The sequence below is a fragment of the Streptomyces sp. NK15101 genome (assembly GCF_020400725.1).
Lineage (GTDB): Bacteria > Actinomycetota > Actinomycetes > Streptomycetales > Streptomycetaceae > Streptomyces.
In genome coordinates, this window is the sequence record NZ_JAINVG010000109.1 from 1 (window position 1) to 21,678 (window position 21,678).

At 73.2% G+C, this 21,678-nt stretch carries 18 protein-coding genes and 1 pseudogene; 10 read left to right on the plus strand and 9 right to left on the minus strand.

Going from position 1 to position 21,678, the window contains the following annotated elements; translation table 11 throughout:
* Window positions 1-1,472 (plus strand): DUF11 domain-containing protein (locus tag K7G60_RS34585; protein ID WP_225804919.1); only part of this gene is annotated, 1,472 nt, incomplete at its 5' end.
* Between the two features lie 68 nt (window positions 1,473-1,540).
* On the opposite strand, the gene K7G60_RS34590 is transcribed toward K7G60_RS34585, so the two are convergent.
* The 3 genes from K7G60_RS34590 to K7G60_RS34600 all read right to left on the minus strand — a co-directional run bounded on the left by K7G60_RS34590 (window position 1,541) and on the right by K7G60_RS34600 (window position 3,719).
* Window positions 1,541-2,161 carry a hypothetical protein gene (locus K7G60_RS34590; RefSeq protein ID WP_225804920.1) on the minus strand — a complete coding sequence of 207 codons (621 nt, stop codon included), beginning with the start codon at window positions 2,159-2,161 and terminating at the stop codon, window positions 1,541-1,543.
* A gap of 97 nt (window positions 2,162-2,258) precedes the next feature.
* Window positions 2,259-2,852, minus strand: coding sequence for a DUF4328 domain-containing protein (locus K7G60_RS34595; RefSeq protein ID WP_225804921.1), 594 nt, complete (start codon window positions 2,850-2,852; stop codon window positions 2,259-2,261).
* Window positions 2,853-2,972: 120 nt separating this feature from the next.
* The gene (locus K7G60_RS34600; RefSeq protein ID WP_225804922.1) at window positions 2,973-3,719 is read right to left on the minus strand and encodes a TetR/AcrR family transcriptional regulator; all 747 of its coding nucleotides are present in this window, start codon (window positions 3,717-3,719) and stop codon (window positions 2,973-2,975) included.
* Between the two features lie 213 nt (window positions 3,720-3,932).
* Between K7G60_RS34600 and K7G60_RS34605 the strand changes: the two genes are divergently transcribed.
* From K7G60_RS34605 to K7G60_RS34615, 3 genes are all read left to right on the plus strand, one after another.
* Complete coding sequence (locus tag K7G60_RS34605; RefSeq protein ID WP_225804923.1) at window positions 3,933-5,444, plus strand: NAD(P)/FAD-dependent oxidoreductase; 1,512 nt, start codon at window positions 3,933-3,935, stop codon at window positions 5,442-5,444.
* A 116-nt stretch (window positions 5,445-5,560) separates the two neighbouring features.
* A complete protein-coding gene (locus tag K7G60_RS34610) occupies window positions 5,561-6,520 on the plus strand; it encodes a diiron oxygenase (RefSeq protein WP_225804924.1) in 960 nt (319 codons plus the stop codon).
* A 60-nt stretch (window positions 6,521-6,580) separates the two neighbouring features.
* Entirely contained in the window at window positions 6,581-8,170 is a 1,590-nt protein-coding gene (locus K7G60_RS34615; RefSeq protein WP_225804925.1) for an FAD-dependent oxidoreductase, read from the plus strand.
* On the opposite strand, the gene K7G60_RS34620 is transcribed toward K7G60_RS34615, so the two are convergent.
* Window positions 8,167-8,769 (minus strand): TetR/AcrR family transcriptional regulator, encoded by a 603-nt coding sequence (locus K7G60_RS34620; protein WP_225804926.1) that lies wholly within the window; start codon window positions 8,767-8,769, stop codon window positions 8,167-8,169. The genes K7G60_RS34615 and K7G60_RS34620 overlap by 4 nt on opposite strands.
* 136 nt (window positions 8,770-8,905) lie before the next feature.
* On the opposite strand from K7G60_RS34620, the gene K7G60_RS34625 reads away from it, so the two are divergent.
* Together K7G60_RS34625 and K7G60_RS34630 are read left to right on the plus strand one after the other, a co-directional pair.
* Complete coding sequence (locus K7G60_RS34625; RefSeq protein WP_225804927.1) at window positions 8,906-10,399, plus strand: APC family permease; 1,494 nt, start codon at window positions 8,906-8,908, stop codon at window positions 10,397-10,399.
* Between the two features lie 5 nt (window positions 10,400-10,404).
* A complete protein-coding gene (locus K7G60_RS34630; RefSeq protein ID WP_225804928.1) occupies window positions 10,405-11,274 on the plus strand; it encodes a carbon-nitrogen hydrolase family protein in 870 nt (289 codons plus the stop codon).
* Here K7G60_RS34630 and K7G60_RS34635 read toward each other — a convergent pair.
* From K7G60_RS34635 to K7G60_RS34650, 4 genes are all read right to left on the minus strand, one after another.
* The gene (locus K7G60_RS34635; protein ID WP_225804929.1) at window positions 11,271-11,975 is read right to left on the minus strand and encodes a triacylglycerol lipase; all 705 of its coding nucleotides are present in this window, start codon (window positions 11,973-11,975) and stop codon (window positions 11,271-11,273) included. The genes K7G60_RS34630 and K7G60_RS34635 overlap by 4 nt on opposite strands.
* 259 nt (window positions 11,976-12,234) lie before the next feature.
* The gene (locus K7G60_RS34640; protein ID WP_225804930.1) at window positions 12,235-13,245 is read right to left on the minus strand and encodes a transporter; all 1,011 of its coding nucleotides are present in this window, start codon (window positions 13,243-13,245) and stop codon (window positions 12,235-12,237) included.
* Window positions 13,242-14,138 (minus strand): ABC transporter ATP-binding protein, encoded by an 897-nt coding sequence (locus tag K7G60_RS34645; protein WP_225804931.1) that lies wholly within the window; start codon window positions 14,136-14,138, stop codon window positions 13,242-13,244. The genes K7G60_RS34640 and K7G60_RS34645 overlap by 4 nt, the downstream gene beginning before the upstream one ends.
* Window positions 14,135-14,539: a GntR family transcriptional regulator gene (locus K7G60_RS34650; protein WP_225804932.1), complete on the minus strand. Its 405-nt coding sequence runs from the start codon at window positions 14,537-14,539 to the stop codon at window positions 14,135-14,137. The genes K7G60_RS34645 and K7G60_RS34650 overlap by 4 nt, the downstream gene beginning before the upstream one ends.
* A 439-nt stretch (window positions 14,540-14,978) precedes the next feature.
* Between K7G60_RS34650 and K7G60_RS34655 the strand changes: the two genes are divergently transcribed.
* From K7G60_RS34655 to K7G60_RS34665, 3 genes are all read left to right on the plus strand, one after another.
* Window positions 14,979-17,333 (plus strand): collagenase, encoded by a 2,355-nt coding sequence (locus tag K7G60_RS34655; protein WP_225804933.1) that lies wholly within the window; start codon window positions 14,979-14,981, stop codon window positions 17,331-17,333.
* An 80-nt stretch (window positions 17,334-17,413) separates the two neighbouring features.
* Window positions 17,414-18,373, plus strand: a complete 960-nt coding sequence (locus K7G60_RS34660) for a proline racemase family protein (RefSeq protein ID WP_225804934.1) — start codon at window positions 17,414-17,416, stop codon at window positions 18,371-18,373.
* A gap of 122 nt (window positions 18,374-18,495) precedes the next feature.
* Window positions 18,496-19,428 (plus strand): ornithine cyclodeaminase family protein, encoded by a 933-nt coding sequence (locus K7G60_RS34665; RefSeq protein WP_225804936.1) that lies wholly within the window; start codon window positions 18,496-18,498, stop codon window positions 19,426-19,428.
* Between the two features lie 263 nt (window positions 19,429-19,691).
* On the opposite strand, the pseudogene K7G60_RS34670 reads toward K7G60_RS34665, so the two are convergent.
* A pseudogene (locus tag K7G60_RS34670) lies at window positions 19,692-20,702 on the minus strand (NAD(P)/FAD-dependent oxidoreductase); the annotation flags it as partial.
* A 174-nt stretch (window positions 20,703-20,876) separates the two neighbouring features.
* Here K7G60_RS34670 and K7G60_RS34675 point away from each other — a divergent pair.
* Window positions 20,877-21,678: FAD-binding oxidoreductase (locus tag K7G60_RS34675; RefSeq protein ID WP_225804935.1), on the plus strand; the 802-nt coding region annotated here is incomplete at its 3' end.

The following is a 21,678-nucleotide window of genomic DNA, read 5'->3' on the forward strand; positions in this document are numbered from 1 at the left end:
ACGGCCGGATCATCGCCGCCGGCAAGCCCGGTGGCAGCGGCTTCGCGCTCGTACGTCTCGACACCGCCGGGAACCTCGACCCGAGCCTCGGCGGCGACGGCACCGTCGTCGCCGGCTTCACGCCCACCTCGCCCCAGGACGCCGGCGGCATCGCCCGGAGCATGGCCCTCCAGCCGGACGGCAAGATCGTCTCCGTCGGCTACGTGGGCAGCACCGCCTTCGACATCGGCGTGGTCCGCTACAACGGCAACGGCACCCTCGACACCACCTTCAGCGGCGACGGCATGGTCACCGCCGACTTCGGCGGCACCGAGTTCGGCAACGCCGCCGCGGTGCAGTCCGACGGCAAGATCCTCGCCGCGGGCGCCGGCGGCGCCGGTTACGCCCTGCTCCGCTACAACGCCGACGGCAGCCCCGACACCGCCTTCGGCACCGCCGGACGCACCTCGGTCGCCTTCCCGGGCGACGGCGGCTTCGCGAACGCCATGGCGCTCCAGCAGAACGGCAAGATCGTGCTCGCCGGCCGGGCCGACGACCCCGGCAGCTCCGCGGCCGACGACTTCGGCCTGGTCCGCTTCCAGCCGAACGGCACCGTCGACACCGGCTTCGGCGGCGACGGCTTCGTGGTCACCGACTTCAACGACTTCGACGAGGCCCGCGGGGTGCTCGTCCAGCCCGACGGCAAGATCGTCGCGGCCGGATACGGGGCGGGCTACGCCTTCGCCCTCGCCCGCTACCAGGGAGGCGACGGCACGACCCCGCCGTACGCCGACCTGTCGGTGACGAAGTCCGGCACGACCGCCGTGAGCATCGGCGGCCGCGCCACGTACACCGTGACCGTCACCAACGCCGCTTCCTCCACCGCGACGGCGACCGGCGTCAGGCTCACGGACACGCTCTCCGGCACGGGGGCGACCCTCATTTCGGCTGCCCCCTCGCAGGGCACCTGCACGACCACCGCCACGGCGGCCGACTGCGCCCTCGGCTCCCTCGCCCCCGGCACGAGCGCGACGGTCACGGTGACGGCCGAACCCCGGGCCACCGGCACCCTCACCGACACGGCGGCCGTCGGCGCCACCCAGCCGGACCCGGTGACCACCGGCAACACGGCCACCGCGACCACCGCGGTGAACAACGCCCGCGGCTGCACCATCATCGGCACCAGCGGCGCGGACACCCTGAACGGCGGCTCCGGCAGCGACGTCATCTGCGGCCTCGGCGGCAACGACACCATCCGCGCGAACTCCGGCAACGACACCGTCTACGGCGACTACGGCAACGACGGCCTCGACGGCGGCTTCGGCGACGACACCATGAACGGCGGCCCGGGCAACGACACCCTGACCGGCTACTACGGCAACGACCGCCTCACCACCACCGACGGGATCTCCGGCAACGACATCGCCAACGGCGGTCCCGGCAGCGACACCTGCACCACCGACGCGGGTGACACCCGCATCAGCTGCCCCTGACCCTCCCGCCGACGAGTGCCGTCGCCGCGACCCGCGCCGACGGCACTCGTCCGTGTTCGGGGCCCCGCTCAGGAGACGGACCTGCCGAAGAACTCCAGCTCCGCGACCGCCACCTGCCTGCGGGGGGCGGCGCGCCAGGCCGTGCGCAGGACCAGCTGGACCGACGGGGCGTCCCGGACGCGCAGGTCGACCCGCTGGGCGCCGCCGTCGTCGACGCGGTGGTGCGAGACGTGGAGCTCGCCCGCGGCGTCCTTGACCACGAGATCGAAGGTCCGCGGGGCGGCCTGTCCGTCCGCCCGGGTCGTGTTCTTCGAACTGCCGGGCGTGGTGAGGACGCTGAGCAGATCGGTCGGCCCGGCGAAACGCGCCTCCGGGTACTGGCCCGCCGAATCGCCCGCGTCCCCCGTGCCCCACCGGGTGTTGGAGCAGCCGTCGCCCGCCGGCTCAGGGCCCTGCTTCGGCGTGGAGCGCGAGGCCGGCCGGGCGACCGGGTGCACCGGGACGCGGGTCGCGAAACGGTCCTGGACCGCGCGGGCGGCCGGCGGGCCGCCGAAGACGCCACCGGCCACCACCGCCACGACCGCCGCGGCGATCAGGAGGCGGGCCGGCACACGGCTGCGGTCGCGGGCGAGCCCGGGCCGCCGGCCGGCGTACGGGCCCTCGGCCGTGGAGAGCCGGCCCGGGACCACGGGCGTCGCGCAGAAGCGGCAGAAGTGACGGCCCGGAGCGTTGGCGAGCGAGCAGGCCGGGCACGGCGTGCCGCCCTCGACGGCGGCCGGGCGGTGTTCAGGTCATGTTGAAGTACGGCAGGGGGCCGGCCGGCTGGCCGGCGGTCACGCGGCGGATCACGGCGATCGCCAGGATCGAGTCCAGGATGCCGATGGCGTGGTCCACCGGGTTGTGGTACTCGGTCTGGTGGAGCACCAGCAGGTGGACCGCGACCGAGAGGGGGCCGTCGGCGAGCCAGACGAACCACCAGGCGTTGATCAGCCAGGTGTCGCGGGGCGGGCCGCCGGCGCGCCGGACGTCCAGGGTGATGCGCCGGGGCAGCCACCACATGGCGAGCGGGATGATCCAGGCGCCGAGGGCGAAGCCCGGAGCGTACTTGTGGGTGCCCGGCGCGAGCACCTCGGCGTTGCAGCGGGCGCGGTGGAACCAGACCAGGAACGAGATCCAGCAGGCGATCTGGAGGAATCCGAGCGCGGCGCTCCCGTCCTCCAGCCAGGGGGCGTCGGGGCCGGTGAGGATGACGTACGCCTCGGCGAGGGCCGACGTGGCTATCAGGCACTGGACGACGAGGGCGGGCCCGGCGGGGTTCCGGAAGCGGTAGCGCGGTCCGCGCACGGCCGCGGGCCCGACGGGCACGTCGTACTGGTTCATGCTTCGTCCCCCCGCATGCGGCCGATTCGTACGGCGGCGTCGATCACCGGCATCGTAGATGCGCACCGGCCCCCGGCCAAGGGCCGTGAGCCGGGGAGGGCGGCGGGGAGAGCGGCGGGGTCAGCGGTCGTCGTCCGCCGTCCCGTACGGGCCGCCCGGCTCCGGGACCGGCCCGATCGGCTGGTCGGGGTCGAGCTTGACGCCCAGGCGCGGGGTGGCACCCGCGAGCAGGCCCCAGAGGGCGTCGCTGAGGAAGTGGGTCAGGTCGTCGAGGGAGCTCCTCGACTCGGGGTGGGCGGCCCACTGGTTCACCACGCCGTCCACCAGGCCGACCATGCCGAACGCCAGGTTGAGGTTGAACCCCTTGGGCGCCTTCCCGCCGTCGAGGAACCGCTCGGCGTACGTGTCCAGGAGCCGGGCGAGGTGGAGGGCGACGGCGGTGCGGGTCCCGGCGACCGCGCGCGAGCCGGTGGCGGGCCGCCCGGGCGAGCCGGTGCCGAGGAAGCGGTGGAGGTGGGGGTGGAGCGCCACCCAGCCCACGTAGGTGGCCGCGGCGAGCTCGATCGCCTCCCGGATCGTGCCCTTGGGGTCGAGGGCGGGGGACAGGGCGGTCATCAGGTCGTCGGTGATGCGCGCGCGGATCTGCTCGTCGAGGTCCTCGCGGCTGCGGAAGATCCGGTAGACGACGGAGCGGGGCATGCCGGCCTCGGCGCCGATCGCCGCCACGCTGACCGTCGTTCCCTCGCGGCCGATGACGGCGAGGGCCGCGGTGAGGACCTGGTCCCGGCGTTCGGCGCGGTGACCGGTCCAGCGGGTGTCGCGGCCGTCGGGGCGTCCGTCGCTGCGTGTGTGTCTGTCCTCGGCCACGGCGTGGATCGTACCCGGCGGAGGGGCCGGGGGCCGGGCGGCCGGGCCTTGCCGCGGACTCCCGCCCGCCCCGCGGCGGCGGGAGTCCGACGACGGGTCCCAGGGGTGGCGCAGGTCACGTTACCGCCGGTATCCTGGACGCGGTGACACAGGTAAATTCCGGGACCTGAGGAAGAATGCCCACCGGCAGGACCGGCGGCGGAGGGGACGGACATGGAGAACCGGCACGTCGACGTGCTGATCATCGGGGCGGGGCTGTCCGGCATCAGTGCCGCCTGCCACCTGCTCGCAGGGAATCCCGGAACCACGTACGCGATCATCGAGCGGCGCGCCGGCATCGGCGGCACCTGGGACCTGTTCCGCTACCCCGGCATCCGCTCGGACTCGGACATGTACACCTTCGGCTACGGCTTCCGCCCCTGGCACGGCACCAAGGTCCTCGCCGCCGGCCCGGACATCCGCCGCTACATCCGGGCCACCGCCGAGGAGCACGGCGTCACCGACCACATCCGCTTCGGCCGCAGGGCGATCCGGGCGGACTGGTCGACCGCCGAAGGCCGCTGGACCGTCGAGACCCTCGACGAGGCCACCGGCGAGACCCGCCTGCTCACCGCCCGCTTCCTCGTCGGCGCCACCGGCTACTACGACTACGACGCCGGCCACCGCCCCGAGTTCCCCGGCGAGGAACGCTTCCGCGGCACCCTCGTGCACCCGCAGCACTGGCCCGAGGACCTCGACCACACGGGCAAGCGCGTCGTCGTCATCGGCAGCGGCGCCACCGCCATCACCCTCGTCCCGGCCATGGCCCCCGAAGCCGCCCACGTCACCATGGTCCAGCGCTCGCCCACGTACGTCCTGGCGCTCCCCGGGGACGACCCCCTCTCCGCCCTCCTCCGACGGCTGCGCGTCCCCGCCGCGCTCGTCCACCGGGTCGGGCGCGCCCGCAACATCGCGATGCAGCGCGCCCTGTACGCCCTGTGCCGCAAGGCCCCCCGCCTCATGCGCAAGGTGCTCCTCGGCGCCGTACGGGCGCGGCTCGGCAAGGGCGTCGACATGCGCCACTTCACCCCGTCGTACAAGCCCTGGGACCAGCGGCTGTGCGTCGTGCCCGGCGGCGACCTCTTCACGACGCTCAGGAACGGCCGGGCGTCCGTCGTCACCGACCACATCGAGACGTTCACCGAGACCGGCGTCAAGGTCGGGTCCGGCGAGGAGATCCCCGCCGACATCGTCGTCACGGCCACCGGCCTGCGCATGCAGCTCGCCGGCGGCATGGAGCTCGCCGTCGACGGAAGGCCCGTCGTCACCCGCGACCACCTGCTCTACAAGGGCGTGATGCTGGACGGCGTCCCCAACCTGGCGATGATCATCGGCTACACCAACGCCTCCTGGACGCTCAAGGCCGACCTCGCCTCCGCCTACATCAGCCGGCTCGTCGCCCACATGGACCGCCACGGCCTCACCGCCGTCACCCCCGTCGCCACCGAGGCCGACCGTTCCTCCGTCTCCGTCATGGGCGAGTCGCTGACCTCCGGCTACATCGCCCGCGGCGACGCGATCATGCCCCGCCAGGGCACCCGCGACCCGTGGCGGATCCGGAACGACTACTACCGCGACCGCCGCGCGCTGCGGGGGTCCCCGATCGAGGACCCCGCGCTCCGCTTCGACCGCGCGGCCCCCGACGGGCGCCCCGCCGAGCGACGGGACCGGACCCCCGCGGCCTGACGCCCCTGAAGATCCATCAGGGAAGCGCCTCGAACGGGGAAGCACCCCGAGAGCCCTCGAAGAGCCCCTCAGAAAAGCGCCTCCGGACACCCGACCGCGAGAGACCGAGGACGACGATGACCAGCGTGCAGAGCTACCACGAGAGGCTAAGGACCCTGTCCGAGGCCTCGGTGCACATCCACTTCGACGCGTTCACCGACATCGACTGGGACCACCCCGACTTCGCCATCGACCCGACGGACCCCCGCTGGGTGCTCCCCGCGGCGGACCCCCTGGGCGGCCACCCCTGGTACCAGGAGCAGCCGCTGGAGGTCCGCACGCGCATCGGACTGTGGCGGTACGCCAACATCGTCAAGGTCGGCATGCAGTTCGAGAACGTCCTCATCCGCGGGGTGATGGACTACCTCTTCGCGCTGCGCAACCAGAACCCGGAGTTCCGCTACCTCACCCACGAGGTCACGGAGGAGTGCCACCACACCCAGATGTTCCAGGAGTTCGTGAACCGGGCGGGCGCCGACGTGCCCGGCGGACGACGCTCCTTCCGCGTGCTCAGCCGCTTCCTGCCCCTGGCCGGCTCGCTGATCCCCGAGTCCTTCTTCACCGGCGTCCTCGCCGGGGAGGAACCCATCGACCACCTCCAGAAGGCGATCCTGCGCGGCGGCGAGGACATCCACCCGCTGATGCGCCGGCTCATGCAGATCCACGTGGCCGAGGAGGCCCGGCACATCTCCTTCGCCCACGAGTTCCTGCGCGTCAAGGTCCCCGGCTACGGCAGGGCACGCCGGGGCGCGCTCTCGGTGGCCTTCCCGGTGATCATGCGGGTGCTCGGCGACGTCATCATGGTCCCCGACCGGAAGACCGCCGAGACGATAGGCGTGCCCCACTGGGTGATCAAGGACATCTTCTGGAAGTCGCCCGACGGCGAGAAGATGCTCCGCGACCTCTTCTCCGACGTCCGGATGCTCGCCGAGGACATCGGCCTGATGAACAGGGCCTCCCGGCGCGTGTGGAAGGCGCTGCGCATCGACGGCCGCCCGTCCCGCCACCGCGGCGAGCCCGCCCCGCACGCCGCCTGACGGAGCCGGTGAACAGGCGCCCGCCTCCCCACCGGTCACGTGAACGGAGAACCCTTCCCCATGCCGTACGTCGTCACCCGGTCGTGCTGCGCCGACGCCTCCTGCGTCCTGGCCTGCCCGGTCAACTGCATCCACCCCGCCCCCGGTGAACCGGGCTTCGGGCGGACCGAGATGCTGTACGTCGACCCCCGCACCTGCGTCGACTGCGGCGCCTGCACGACGGCCTGTCCGGTGGACGCGCTCAAGCCGCACACCCGGCTCACCGAGGCGGAGTTGCCCTTCCTCGAACTCAACCGGGCCTACTACGAGGCCCATCCGCACGAGGACCGCGCGCCGATGGCCGTCGTGCCCCCGCAACGCCGCACCACCGCGGCCGAGTTGCGGGTCGCCGTCGTCGGCGCCGGTCCGGCCGGACTGTTCGCCGCCGACGAGCTGCTCCGGTACCCGGGCGTGACCGTCACCGTCCACGACCGGCTGCCCACCCCGTACGGGCTCGCCCGCGCGGGAGTGGCGCCCGACCACCAGGACACCAAGCGGGTCGCCCGGCTGTTCCGGGCCGTCGAGAGCCAGCCCGGCTTCTCGTACCGGCTCAACACCGAGATCGGCCGCGACCTGCACCACGAGGACCTGGTCCGCGACCACCACGCCGTCGTCTACGCCGTCGGCGCGGCCGGCGACCGGCGGCTCGGCATCGAGGGCGAGGACCTGCCCGGCAGCGCCTCAGCCACCGACTTCGTCGCCTGGTACAACGGCCACCCCGACCACAGCACCACCCCCTACGCCCTGGACGGCGAACGGGCCGTCGTCATCGGCAACGGCAACGTGGCCCTGGACGTGGCCCGCATCCTCACCGCCGACCCCGACACCCTGTCCCGCACCGACATCTCCGACCGGGCGCTCGCCGCGCTGCGGACGAGCCGCGTCCGCGAGGTCGTCGTGCTCGGGCGCCGCGGACCGGCCGAGGCCGCGTTCACCCTGCCGGAACTGCTCGGCCTCGCGGCGCTCGACGGAGTCGACATCCTCGTCCAGGGCTGGCCGGCCGACGTGCCCCCGGACGCCACGCCCAAGACCGGGGTGCTCGCCGAGCTGGCCGCCCGGACCCCCGTGCCGGGACGGCGCCGCATCGTCCTGCGCTTCCGGACCCGCCCGGTCCGGATCCTCGGCGAGGACCGGGTGACCGGTCTGACCGTCGAGACGGACGGGGCCGTGGAGACCGTCGAGGCCTCGCTCGTCCTGCGCGCGATCGGCTACCGCGCCCGGCCCGTCCCCGGCCTCCCGTTCGACGAGACGACCGGCACGGTGCCCCACGAGAGGGGCAGGGTCCGGCCCGGCGTGTACGTGGCCGGCTGGATCAAGCGCGGCCCCAACGGGTTCATCGGCACCAACAAGTCCTGCGCCCAGGAGACCGTCTCCGCCCTCCTCGACGACCTGGAGGCAGGCCTGCTCACCGCCCCCGCCGGCGGGGAGCCGGCGTCCGGCGGGCACCCGGAGGCCGTGGGCCTCGACGGCTGGCGGGCGATCGACGACGGCGAACGCGCGGCGGGGCGGCGCCAGGGACGCCCCCGCGTGAAGATCCTCGACAGGGAGGAACTGCTCGCCGCCGCCCGCTCCGCGTCGGGACGGCCGCGGGCACGCTTCCTCCGGTCCTAGGGCGCGCCCGGAAGGTAGCCCGTCGCGGCGCGGGCGTAGGAGTGCAGGGCGGTGATCACTTCCCGGGGTGAGCGACGGCCGGCGAGCACGTCCATCTGGTAGCCGTCCTCCATCGCCACGAAGTTGGCGGCGATCAGGCGGGCCGGGTCCGTCAGGGTGAAGTGGCCCTGGGCCTCGCCGAGCACCAGGATCCCTTGGTAGACGCCGATCTGGCGCTCGGTCAGGACGCTGTCGAGGGCGGCGGCCTTGGGGTCGCGCAGGGCGCGGGGCCAGTATTCGAAGAGCAGCCGGGGCAGCCGGTCCTGGGGGCCCGACGCCACTCCGGACGCGATGCAGCTGCGCAGCCTCCCCCGTGCGTCCGCCTCCCGCTCCGCTGCCGTCTCGCGTTCCCGGCAGAACCGTTCGATGGCCTGCTGGAAGGTCTCGTACATGAGGGCGTCGAGGTCCTCGTAGTAGTACAGGACCGCCGCCGGCGTGACCCCGGCCTCGGCGGCGACGTCCTTCAGCCGGAGCCCTTCGAGTCCCCGGCTGAGCAGGGCGCGTGCCGCTGCCTCGCCCAGCTGGGCGCGCCGGGCCTCCTGATCCTTGTTCCGCGCCACCGGGTTCCTCCACCGCCTCGTGAACTGAATCGAGACCAAAAGATACAGCGCGAGGTCTTGACCGCACTGCGCCGGATTCCTTAAATCGCTGTTTAACGAATAAGGCCAGCCCGTACGCTTTCCCCAGGAGGCCCTCATGACCGGCGCATCCGACACCCCGCCCCCCGCGGCACCGCCCGGCGGGAAGGGCCTGCGGGGCGGCTCCGTCGGCCTGCTCGCCACGATCGCCCTCGGGCTCGCCTCCGTCGCCCCCGCGTACAGCATCGCGGTCACCCTGGGCCTGGTGACCCTCGTGGTCGGCGACCTGGCCCCCGCCGCCCTGCTCCTCGGCTTCGTGCCGATCCTCCTCACGGCCTTCGCCTTCCGGGAGCTGAACCGGCGGATGCCGGACTGCGGCACGACCTTCGTGTGGAACACGCGGGCGTTCGGTCCGGCCGTCGGCTGGGTGGCGGGCGGCTGGACGGTCCTGGTCGCGACCGTCCTCGCGATGACCGCGCTCGCCCGGGTCGGCGCCTCCGCGATCCTCGCCTTCCTGGGGCTCGACGCGGCGGCCGGCAGCACCTTCGCCGTGACCGCCCTCGCCGTGGCCCTGCTCGCCCTGGTGGTCGCCGTCGCCTACCGGGGCATCCAGCTCGCCGCCCACGTGCAGTACGCGATGCTCGGCCTGCAGCTCCTCGCGATGCTCGCCTTCGGCATCGCCGCCTTCGCCCGGGACGGCGCCGCAGGCCCGTCCCTGGGCTGGGTCTCTCCCTTCGCCTTCGACGACTTCGGCTCCTTCGCCGAGGCGGTGCTCCTCTGTCTCTTCATCTACTGGGGCTGGGACGCCCTGATCACCTTCAACGAGGAGACCGTCGACAGTGACCGCACCCCCGGCAGGGCCGCGGTCGCCTCGACCCTGATCCTGCTCGTCACCTACCTCTTCACCGCGTTCGCCGCGATCTCCTTCGCCGGGACCGGCACCGGGGGCCTCGGGCTCGGCAACGAGGAGAACACCGCCGACATCCTCACCCGCCTCGCACCCACCGTGCTCGGCGGCACCGCGAGCCGGGTCGTCACGCTCGCCATCGCCGTCTCGGCCGTCGGCGCCCTGCTGACCTGCGCGGGCTCCAGTCCCCGGAGCACGCTCTCGATGAGCGCGCACGGCGCCCTGCCCGCCGCCTTCGGCCGCATGCACCCGCGCTTCCGCACCCCCGCCTTCGGGACGGTGTTCTGCGGAGCCGTCGCGGCCGTCGCCCTGGTCCTGCTCACCCTGGTCTCCGCCGACTTCCTCGGCGACGCCATCCTGTCCATCGGCCTCCTGATCGCCTTCTACTACGGCGTCACCGGCTTCGCCTGCGTCTGGTACTTCCGCCGGCGGCTGCGCGACTCCCCGCGCGACCTGCTGGTCAAGGGCGTCCTCCCGGCGGCCGGCGGACTGATGATGCTGGCGGCGTTCGTCCGCAGCGCCTACGACATGGCCGACCCCGGCTACGGCTCCACGTCCGTCGGCGGAGTCGGCGGGGTCTTCCTCCTCGGCGTCGGCTCGATCGTCCTCGGAGGCCTCGTGATGCTCCTCGTCCGCGTCCGTCACCGCCGTTTCTTCCAGGACGGCCGCACGGCCGTCGCCACCCTGTCCGTCACGGAGAACTGACACCCATGCGCACCCTCGCCGTCGCCGCCCTCCAGACCACCCCCGTCGCCCACGATCCGAAAGCCAGTTGGGAGCGGTTCGCCGACCAGGTCCGCGCGGTACGCGCCACCTTCCCGCACGTCCAGCTCCTCGTCGTCCCGGAACTGCTGCTCTCCGCGGAGGCGCCACTGCTCCGGTCCCGCCCGGAGTGGATGCGGGAGGCCGCCACACCGGTCCCCGGACCGCTGACGGACCGGCTCTGCGCCCTGGCCCGCGAGACCGGCCTCTGGCTGGTGCCGGGCAGCGTCTACGAGCAGGGCGACGACGGCCACGTCTACAACACCGCCCTCGCCGTCTCCCCCGAGGGCGAGATCGCCGCCCGCTACCGCAAGGTCTTCCCCTGGCAGCCGTACGAGCAGACGCGGCCCGGCAGCGAGTTCGTCGTCTTCGACCTGCCCGGCATCGGCCGCGCGGGGCTCGCCATCTGCTACGACGGCTCGTTCCCGGAGACCGCGCGCCAGCTGGCCTGGCTGGGCGCCGAGCTCGTCATCCAGCCGACGCTGACCACCACTCGCGACCGCGAGATGGAACTGGTCTGCGCCCGGGCCAACGCCTGGACCAACCAGGTGTACGTCGTCAACGTCAACGCGGCCGACCCGGCGGGCGTCGGCGCCAGCGTCATCGTCGACCCGGAGGGAACGGTCCGCCAGCAGGCGGGCACCGGCGAGGAGGTCCTCGTCGACGTCCTCGACCTCGATGCCGTCACCCGCGTCCGTACGTACGGCTCCGCCGGCATCAACCGGCCCTGGGCCCAGCTCGCCCGCTACGGCGACCGGATCGAACTTCCCATGTACGGGGGCACGTTCCGTCCGACGCCGTCACGCGACAGGGCCTAGGAGCGGAGGAAGGCGCGGACCCCCTGGGAGACCGCGTCGTCGCCGAGCAGTGCGTTGTGGTCGAGGCAGCCGGCGCCGTTGTTCACGGCACCGGCCAGCGGCACGCTGCTGTCGGGGTTGACGACCTCGTCGCAGTTCGACCACCAGGTGGCGTAGCGCACGGCCCCGGGCGTCTCGTCGCCCTCCGCGAGCTTCTTCTGGACGTAGGAGCCCGGCGTCATGTCGCGGCAGGCCTGGTCCCACAGCGCGCACGCCCACGCCGTGCCGGTCCCGTGGTTGGGGCCGGCGAGGGAGGCCCAGTGGGCGACTGAGGACCGGCCGGCGGCGTCGAACTTCACGTACCAGCGGGTGACGAGGCTGCCGAAGGAGTGGGCGACGAGATCGACCCGGGCGGCCCCGGTCTGCCGCTTGACGCCCTCGACGTACGCGGAGAGTTCGCCGGAGAGGACCTCGTTCACGGACCGGTGCGTGTCGTAGCCGAAGGAGAACAGCTCGGCGTCGGTGTACCCGTCGGCCTTGAAGTCCGCGCGCAGTCCGCCCCATACGCCGGGATCCGCGTTGTACCCGTGGACGAACACGACGGGGGTGCGGGGGGAGGAGCCGAGCGCGGGCGTCTCGGCCCGGACGGGCGCCGTCGGCAGGGACAGGGCCGCGACGACGGCGAGCAGCGGAACGGCGATCCGGCCACGGAGTCTCGACACGCTTTCCTCCAAGACGAGTTACGCACGAGTAGTCAGGAGCATGGTGAGGGCTGAGGGGGCGGATGAACAGCCTCCTGCACGGCTTCGTCGGCCCCCGAGGCCCCCTGGGTGGCCCTGGGGCAGGCGGACGGCGACCGGGCCCGGTGGCGATTGGGGCCGACGAGACCGATTCCGAACGGAAGGGTCCTGCCGGCGCAGTGAGGGGCAGCCGGGACCCGGCTGCCCCTCACGGTCACCCCCGTCGTGGGACTGGCGTCCGTCAGGTCGCCCGGCGGCGGATCCACCAGGCGCAGAACCCGGTCAGAGCCAGGGCGAGGCCGAGGTGGAGCCCCGTCTCGGCCCATTGAAGGGTCCAGAAATTACCGGCGGGCTGGTAGGTCACCCGCTGTGTGTAGCCCTGGGCGCCGAGGTCGGCGAGGCAGCCGTCGAACTGCTGCGGGGTGGGCGGGCCCGACTCGGTGCGCAGGCAGTCGGCGAAGGACGACGGCACGGGGGCCGGCCGGCCCGCGGCGTCCAGCGTCTGTTGGGAGACGACCCAGGACCCGGGCACTTCCTCCAGGTGCGCGACGATCTGCTCGGCGCCGTCCTGGATGCTGATGGGGGCGCCGTCGGGCCCGATCGGCAGGGTGGTCCGGTCCGCGGCGGCCAGGTGGGACCGGATCCACGTCGGCACGGCGATCTGGACGGCGGCGTAGAGGGCGAACGTGGTGACCATCGCGGGCAGGGTGCGGCGGACGACCAGGCCGAGGGCGACACCCAGCACGAAGGCGAAGGCGGCATGGGCCATGGGGACGACACCCCGTGCGGCGAAGGCCACGGGGTCGAGTCGCGGGAAGTACGTGTCCGTCGCGCCGCCGCCGTCGACGGCCCGGTCGATGGGGCTGCTCCACCAGCTCACCGCGAGGCTGGTCAGTCCGGCGGCGGCCATGGAGGCCGCCGCGCCGAGGGCCAGCTTGGTCGCCAGCCAGCGGGTGCGGGTGACGCCCTGGTTCCACGCGAGGTAGTGGGTGCCGGTCTCCAGTTCGCGGGAGACCAGCGGTGCGCCCCAGAACATTCCGATGACCGCCGGCACGGCGAGCACGGCCAGCAGTCCGGTGTAGTAGAGGGTCCGGTCCGAGCCGGAGACCTGGTCCACCAGACCGCTGCCGGCCGTCCGGTAGAGGTCGGCCAGCTGCGGGCCGGTGACCGCCAGGGTGGCGGCGAGGGCGGCCACCGCGGCGAACAGCACGGCGGCCTGGGTGCGGAACTGGCGCCAGGTCAGCCAGATCATCGGATTACCTCCAGTGCGGGCCGGGTGTCACGCGCCGCATCGGCGGGCCGGGTCATGTAGGCCATGACGATGTCTTCCAGACCGAGCGGGCTGACGGTCCAGGACGGGTCGCGGACCGCGGTGTCGGTGCGCACCAGGAGAGTGGTCTGCCGTTCGGTGTGGCTGGCGGTGATGACGTGCTGGCCGGCCGGGATCGTGCCCGGGTCCCGGCGCGGGCCGGTGAGCCGGTGGTGGCACGCGACCAGGTCGTCGATGTCGCCGGCCACCTGCACCCGGGAGTCGACCAGGACGACGACGTAGTCGCAGGTCCGCTCCACGTCGGAGACCAGGTGGGAGGAGAGCACGACGCTCAGCTCGTGCTCGGCGACGGCCTCCATCAGGTCCTGCATGAACTCCCGTCGGGCGAGCGGGTCCAGGGCCGCGACCGGCTCGTCCAGGATGAGCAGCTCCGGGCGCTTGGCGATGCCCAGGGTGAGGGCGAGCTGCGCGCGCTGGCCGCCGGACAGGCTGCCGGCCCGCTGCTTCGGGTCCAGGCCGAGGCGGCGGATCCGGTCGCGCGCCACGGCGTCGTCCCAGTTCGTGTTGAGGCGCTTGCCGAAGTCGAGGTGGTCGGCGACGCTCAGCGTGGCGTAGGTCGGGGTGTCCTGGGCGACGAAGCCGACCTTGGCCAGCTGTTCCACACCCTCGGCGGGACGACCGCCGCACACCTCGATGGTGCCGGCCGTCGGGGTCAGCATGCCCGAGGCCAGTTTCAACAGAGTCGACTTGCCGGCGCCGTTGGGGCCGACCAGGCCGACCACCCGGCCGGCGGGGACGTCCAGGTCGCAGTTCTGCAGCGCCCAGCGCCGCTTGTACCTCTTGCCCAGGCCGCGGGCCCGCAAGACAGCGCTCATGCCACGTCCTCTCCGGCGGCGTCACGAAACGTGCTCATGAACAGCGCCTCGATGCTCTCGTCGTCGAGCCCGGCTAGGCGGGCCTTGGTCAGCCAGCGCTTCAGGTCCTTGCGCAGCGGTCCGTGCGCGGCCAGCGTGCCGTCGGCCAGCGTCCGGGTCACGAACGTCCCGACGCCGGGACGGGCGGCCACCAGGCCGTCGTACTCCAGCTCCCGGTATGCCTTGAGCACCGTGTTCGGGTTGACCGCCATCTGCTTCGCCACGTCTTTGACGGTCGGCAGCCGGTCCCCCTCGCTCAGCAGGCCCAGGCGCAGCGCGTGCCGCACCTGCTGGACCAGCTGCTGATACGGGGACAGGCCGGACCGGCTGTTCAGGTGGAACTCAATCACCGGTTCCTCCATTTATCTAGTTGCCTAGCACTATAGACCTCTGCGTCGGCCATTCGGCGAGGCGTGCTGCGGGCGTCGGTCGCCCGGCACCGAGGAGACCTGGTTGTGCGCGGTCGGCGCTCGCCGGACCTCGCTCGGGTGTCGAAGGGTGACGGGGACTCAAGTGGTCGGCGCATCGCCCGCGGGCGGGCGGTGCCGACGACGCGCGTCGGGGATCGGTGCCGGTGAACCAAGGGTCGAATCCTGCGGCTCCTGGGGCGGATCGATCCCTTTTCGGGGCAGCCTGTCCGCCGCGTCGGGGAACTGATGTCGCCATAAGGCTTGTCAGTGCAATTTCACATTACTATGTTACAGCGCACACGGTTCGATGAACGTCCGTCATACGCCGTGCGAACCAGACCAGTTCGCCCACGCATCTCCGGACCAACCCCCCTCACCAGCAGGAGTCCTGTTGTCTCTCCACAGACGTGTGCGCTCTTCCCTGCTCGCCTCCGCCGTCACGGTCACCCTCCTCGCCTCCGCCGGCCAGGCCGGTGTCTCCGCGGCGGCCCCGGACGACCGGCCCGCCCCGGCCCCCGCGTTCGGCGCGCCGGCCCCGCGGGCGCAGCCGGGAGCCAACCCCTTCGACGAGGTCGAGCACCTGGCCTCCGCCCCGCGCGTCAGCTACGGGCCCGCGCCCGCCCCCGGCGGCCACGCCACGGGCCGCGTTCCCGGCCGGGCGCCGGCCGCCGCCACCGCGCGGTCCTTCGCCGCGGCCATCCCCGGCACCACCGCCGCCGGCGTCCCCTGCACCCTCGACGGGATCACCGGCCTCGCCCCGGAGCGGTTCGCCGACTTCCTCGCCGACCCGGCGGTCACCGCCGACGGCTGTCTCCGCGGCCTCATATGGACCTGGGACGCCCGGCTCGCGCCGGTGATGTCCGACGCCCACGTCCAGGCCGTCGCCCGCCGCATATCGAGCCTGTCCGCCTCGCACGACGGACGGAACTCCTCCCACCTGGAGGAGATGTTCACGTACCTGCACGCCGTCGCGTACCACGACTACTCGCGCGACGAGATCGACACCACCGACGCGCCCACGGTTGACGCGATCCGCCGGGCCGTCGCCGACTTCGGCGCCGCCGCGCACACCTTCGACGTCACCAAGAGCAACGCGAACACCCTCCGCGAAGCGCTCTACGCGGCGAGCGCGCCCGGCCTCCGCCAGCACCAACTCGGCCTCGTCAAGCGGGTCCTGGCCACCATGGACCCCTCGCACCCCGCGACGAACCCCGACCCGGCGTGGGCGGGCGCCGCGCTCGCCGGCCTCTCCGTCAACTACCTCGGCGTCTACCCGGGCAACCAGGACAGCGCCTTCCGCGCGGCCGTCGCCGCCGACCCGGCCTACCGCGCGACCTTCAAGGCCTTCGCGGGCTACGGCCACCTGAAGGGAACCGTCAACGCCTGGGTCGCCCGCGACGCCCTCGGCGAGTACGGCCGCTTCGGTCAGATCGACGGCCTCAGGGACGGTGTCGTCGCCGACCTCGGAGCCGTCCTCACCACCGTCGTCGACACCTTCGGCCGCGGCAGCGAGCAGTGGGCGAAGGTCGTCTCCTGGCTCAACTTCTACGAGGCCTGCAAGCCGTACGGCGTGTGCAAGGAGGACATCGAGAAGCAGCTCTTCCCCTACACGTACACCTACGACAACGGCGCCATCAAGGTCCGCACCGCCCTCGACCGGGCCACCGTCGACCAGCTCTACTACGCGAGCAAGCAGGTCAAGGCGCAGTACCACCGCGTCCTCGGCACCGAGCAGCCGCTCGCCGGCGACCCCAACACCAGTCTGAACGTCGTCCTCTACGCCTCCCGGGCGGACTACGAGAACTACCACCCCATCCTCACCGGCATGGGCACCAACAACGGCGGCATCTACATCGAGCGCGGCGCCACCTTCTACACGTACCAGCGGCGCGTCCCGCAGGACTCCTCGCTGACGCTGGAAGAGCTCTTCCGCCACGAGTACACCCACTACCTCAACGGCCGCTGGGCCGTCCCCGGCTTCTTCGGCGAGGGCCCCTGGTACCAGGGCGACCGCACCACCGCCATGGACGAGGGCACGGCCGAGTTCTTCGACGGAGCCACCCGCGACAACGGCATCGCCGTCCGCAAGTCACTCGTCCGGGGCGTCATCAACGACACCGCCGGCGGCGGCCCCCGGATGAACCTGCGCCAGATCCTCAACGCCACCTACGACGGCGACGGCTTCCGCTTCTACAACTACGCGGGGACGTTCTTCGAGTTCCTCTGGACCGAGAAGCCCTCCCTGCTCCGCGAGATGTACACCCACCTGCGGGCGAACGACGTGGCGGCGTACGACGCCTGGCGCGACCGGCTCGGCTCCGACGCGAACCTCCAGCGCGACTACGACCGCTTCCTCGACGCGCAGATCGCCAAGGTCGACCAGCTGTACGTCCCGAACACCACGTACACGCCCAACGCCCAACTCCGCGACGCCGACCTCGCGTCGGTGAAGTCGTCCTTCGCCGCCGCCACGTACAGCACCCCCGACTGCGTGGAGAAGGGCGAGCCCGGAAAGCGCCGCTTCCTCTGCACCGGGCGGATCACCGCCAACCTGTCCGACTGGACCAGCGAGGACCGGAACTTCAAGGACATGTCGGAGACCGTCGACTACTTCATCCTCGACCGAGCAGGCGCCGCCTCGAACAACCTGGCCGACATGAACTGCAGCTTCGGACCGATCGACATCTGGTCCAGCAAGGTCGCGGGCACGTCGAGCTACAGCTGCGAGGGCCCCCTCCGCAGCTGACCGCACCCCACCGTCCGGGCCGGTCCTTCCACGGGGGAGGGCCGGCCCGGCACCACGACCCCCTCTGGAGGCCGCACTCCGTGAGCACCACCCCGCACCCGGTCCGCACCACCGACTACCACACCGCGGGCGAGCCCTTCAGGATCGTCCACGAGGACCTGCCCCCGATCCCCGGCGACACCGTCGCCGAGCGCCGTGCCCTCGCCCTCCGGTCCGGCCCGCTCGACGGACTGCGCCGCCTGCTGGTGCGGGAACCGCGCGGGCACTCCGGCATGTACGGCGGATTCGTCGTCCCGCCCGACGACGACGGCGCCCACTTCGGCGTCCTGTTCTGGCACAAGGACGGCTACTCCACCGCCTGTGGCCACGGCACGATGGCCCTCGGCGCCTGGGCCGTCGACACCGGACGCGTCCCGGCACCCGGCGACGGCGACGTCCCCGTACGCGTCGACGTGCCCTCCGGACGCGTCACCGCGACCGTGCACCGGGCGGGCGGCCGCACCACCGGCGTCACCTTCCGCAACGTCCCGACACGCGTCCTCGCCCGCAAGGTCCCGGTGACCACCGCGTCCGGCACCGTCGAGGTCGACCTCGCCGACTCCGGCGCCCGCTACGCCACGCTTCCCGCGCGCGCCCTCGGCCTCGACGCCACCCGGGCCTCCCTGCCCGCGCTCGTCCGGGCCGGACGGGAGATCCGCGCCGCGCTCCCCGAGCACGACGTGTACGGCGTCATCCTCTACGAGGAACTGCCCGACACCCCCGACGGGCCGCACCAGCGCAACGTCACCGTCTTCGCCGACGGGCAGATCGACCGCTCACCCTGCGGATCGGGCACCTCCGCCCGACTCGCACTGCTCGGCGAGGACGGGCGCCTCGGCCCCGGGGACGTCCTCACGCACGAGTCCGTGGCCGGCACCGTCTTCACCGGCCGGCTGCTGGCCGGGGGCGTCACCGAGGTCACCGGAGCCACCCACCGCACCGGCACCCACACCTTCGTCCTCGACCCCCACGACGATCTGGGCACGGGATTCCTCCTGTGACCGCCACGCCCGCCACGCCCGCCACGCCCGCCACGCCCGCCACGCCCGCCACGCCCGCCACGCCCGCCACGCCCGCCGTCACGGCCCCGACCCTCATGACGGCCACGACCGCCCCGACCGCCATGGCCGACCTGCTCCTGATCGACGCCCCGGCCATGACCCGCCTCCTGACCCCGGCGGCGACCGCCGACGTCCTCGCCGGGGTCCTGCGCGCCGGATTCGACCCCGAGACCGCCCCGCTCCGCACCGCCGTCCCCGTCCCGGCCGGTGAGCTCCTGCTCATGCCCGCCGCCTCCGGCGCGTACGCAGGCGTGAAGATCGCGGGCGTGGCCCCCGGCAACCCGGCCCTGGGCCTGCCCCGGATCACCGGCTCCTACCTGCTCCTCGACGGGGCGGACCTCCGCCCCCTCGCCCTCCTCGACGGCGCGGCCCTCACGGAGCTGCGCACCCCGGCCGTCTCCGCGCTCGCCGTGCGCCGTCTGACACCGGGCGACCGGCCGCTGCGCCTCGTCCTCTTCGGTACCGGACCCCAGGCGTACGGCCACCTGGAGGCCGTCCTCGCGGCGCGCGAGCTCGCCGAGGCCGTCGTCGTCGGGCGCGACCCGATCGGGGCGCGCGCCCTCGCCGGATACGCGCGGTCGCTCGACGTGCCCGCCCGCGCCGGCACACCCGACGACGTGGACGGGGCCGACCTCGTCGTCTGCTGCACCACGGCCAGGGAACCCCTCTTCGACGGTGCCCGGGTGGCTCCGGGCGCCACCGTCGTCGCCGTCGGTTCGCACGAGCCGACGGCCCGGGAGACCGACACCGCGCTCGTGACCCGCGCCGAGGTGTACGTCGAGGCGCGCGCGGCGGCGCTCCGCGAGGCGGGGGACCTGCTCGTCCCGGTGGCCGAGGGGGCGATCGGCGAGGACCACATCGCGGGCACCCTCGCCGATCTGGTGAACGGCCGTGTCCCCTCCGGGCGTCCACGGTTCTTCAAGAGCGTGGGCATGGCCTGGGAGGACCTCGCCGTCGCCGGTGCCCTGTACCGCGCGGCCCGCGGGGGCTCATGACCCGGTGGGCGACGGGGAGCGGTCCGGCCGGCCGTCCCGCGGTGCCTGATGTTGACGGCCGCGGCCCGCCCCACGGCCACGGGGTTCAGGAAACGCAGCGGGCCGATCAGGCGGGACGCGAACAGGTGCATGTGCCGTGCCAGGGAGGCGTCCCGTGCCGCCGCCGAGAACAGCAGCCGCTCCATGGGATTGAAGGGGCGGCCCTTGGCGAAGTCGGCGGCCAGGTACCGGTGGCCGCCCAGCCGGCGCCGGTGCCGGCGCGCGTACGCCGCGAGGGACCGGTCGAGGTCGGCCCGTCCGGCCACGGCCGGGCCGACCGCCTCCGCCAGCCACTGCGCGGACTGCGGGGCCCACCCGCACCCCACTCCCCACAGGGGGTCGCCGGTCAGGGCGGCGTCGCCGACGAGGGCGAGCCCCGGGGCCGTCGGCCTGCGGGTGTGCAGCGGGTGGTCGACCGTGCCGGTGATCTTCGTGACGCGTTCGGCGGAGTCGACGGGCGGCGCGTCGGGCGGGGAGCGGACGACGTCGAGGAAGCTGCCCTCCAGGTCCCTCCGGAAGTCCGGAAGCCGCTTCTTGTCCGGGAGCACCGCGACGACCGTCACGCCGTCGTCGTTCGGGAACGCGTAGGCCGTGTCGGGCACCGGGAACCAGGCGTGGCTGATCCCGTCGCGCAGCGGAAGGCCTCGGAAGTGCGCGAGATAGCCGAAGCGCGCGTTCTCGTGCCGCCGGGTGGGGACCCCGGCCGGCCTGGCCACCGCCGAGTCCTTGCCGTCGGCGCCGACCACCAGGCGGGCCCGGATCTCGCGCTCGCCCCCGGAAGCCGAGGCGCGCACCCCGGCGGTCCGTCCGGCCTCCTGGAGCAGCCCCTTCACCTGATGGCCGAGGAGGAGGTCGACGCCGGGGGTCTCGGCCGCGCGGGACCCGATCAGCGGGTCGAGGGTGCTGCGGCGGACGTTGCAGCCGTACGGCAGCTCGGGGCCCGGAGCGGCCCTCGGCTCGATCCAGCCCCAGCGGGTGTACCAGCGGGCCTCGTTGCGGACGGCGCCCGCCTCCTCCAGGGCGGGGAGCAGGCCGAGTTCCTCCAGTACGGGGGTGGCGTTGGCCGTGAGGGAGTGGGTGCACAGCGTCTTGTACGACCGGGGGTCCGAGCGGCGTTCCAGGAGTGCGACGCGGGCGCCGCGCCGGGCGAGCAGGATCGCCGCCGCGCTGTCGGCGAGGCTCGCGCCGCTGATGACGACGTCGTACTCGTGTCCCGCGCTTTCGGGCTTGGTCATGCGCTGATCGTCCCCCGTGGTGGTCCCCCTTCTGTCAGGAACATGAGGGCGAGGGGCGTGGGCGGTTGTCAAGACCGGAGGGCCGCTCCCTCCGTGCCGGAGGCGGGGGGCGAGGCGACTGAGAAGCTTCCCGCGGGTCTTGGCAACTCCAGTGCCATGTGAAATATTACTGCCGTGCCCACGAGAACCACCTCGGATGTCATCGTCGTCGGCGCCGGCGTCGTCGGCGCGGCCTGTGCCCACTACGCCGCCCGAGCCGGCCTCTCCGTCACCGTCGTCGACCGCGGACCCGTCGCCGGCGGCACGACGGGAGCCGGCGAGGGAAACCTCCTGGTCTCCGACAAGGAACCGGGTCCCGAGCTCGAACTCGCCCTGATCTCCACCGCGCTGTGGCGGGAGCTGGCCGAACGGCTCCCGCCCCGGGTCGAGTACGAGGCCAAGGGCGGCCTCGTCGTCGCCTCGGACGAGCCCGGGATGCGCGCCCTGCGCGCGTTCGCGGCCGGCCAGGAGGGGGCGGGCGTCACCGTCCAGGAGGTCCCCGCGGACCGGCTCCACGACCTGGAGCCCCACCTCGCGCCCACCCTGGCGGGCGGCTTCCACTACCCGCAGGACGCCCAGGTGATGCCCGCCCACGCCGCGGCCCAGCTGCTGCGCACGGACGTCGAACGGATCCGGCTGCGCCTGGGTGAGGAGGTCACCGGCCTCCTCACCGGCGGCGCCGGAGAGATCCGCGGCGTACGGACCGCCACCGGCGAGATCCACGCCCCGTACGTGGTCAACGCCGCCGGAACCTGGGGCGGCGCCCTCGCCGAACTCGCCGGCGTCCACCTGCCCGTACTGCCCCGCAGGGGCTTCGTCCTCGTCACCGAGCCGCTTCCGCGCGTGGTGCGCCACAAGGTGTACGCCGCCGACTACGTGGCCGACGTCGCCAGCGGCTCCGCCGCGCTCCAGACCTCCGCGGTCGTCGAGGGCACCC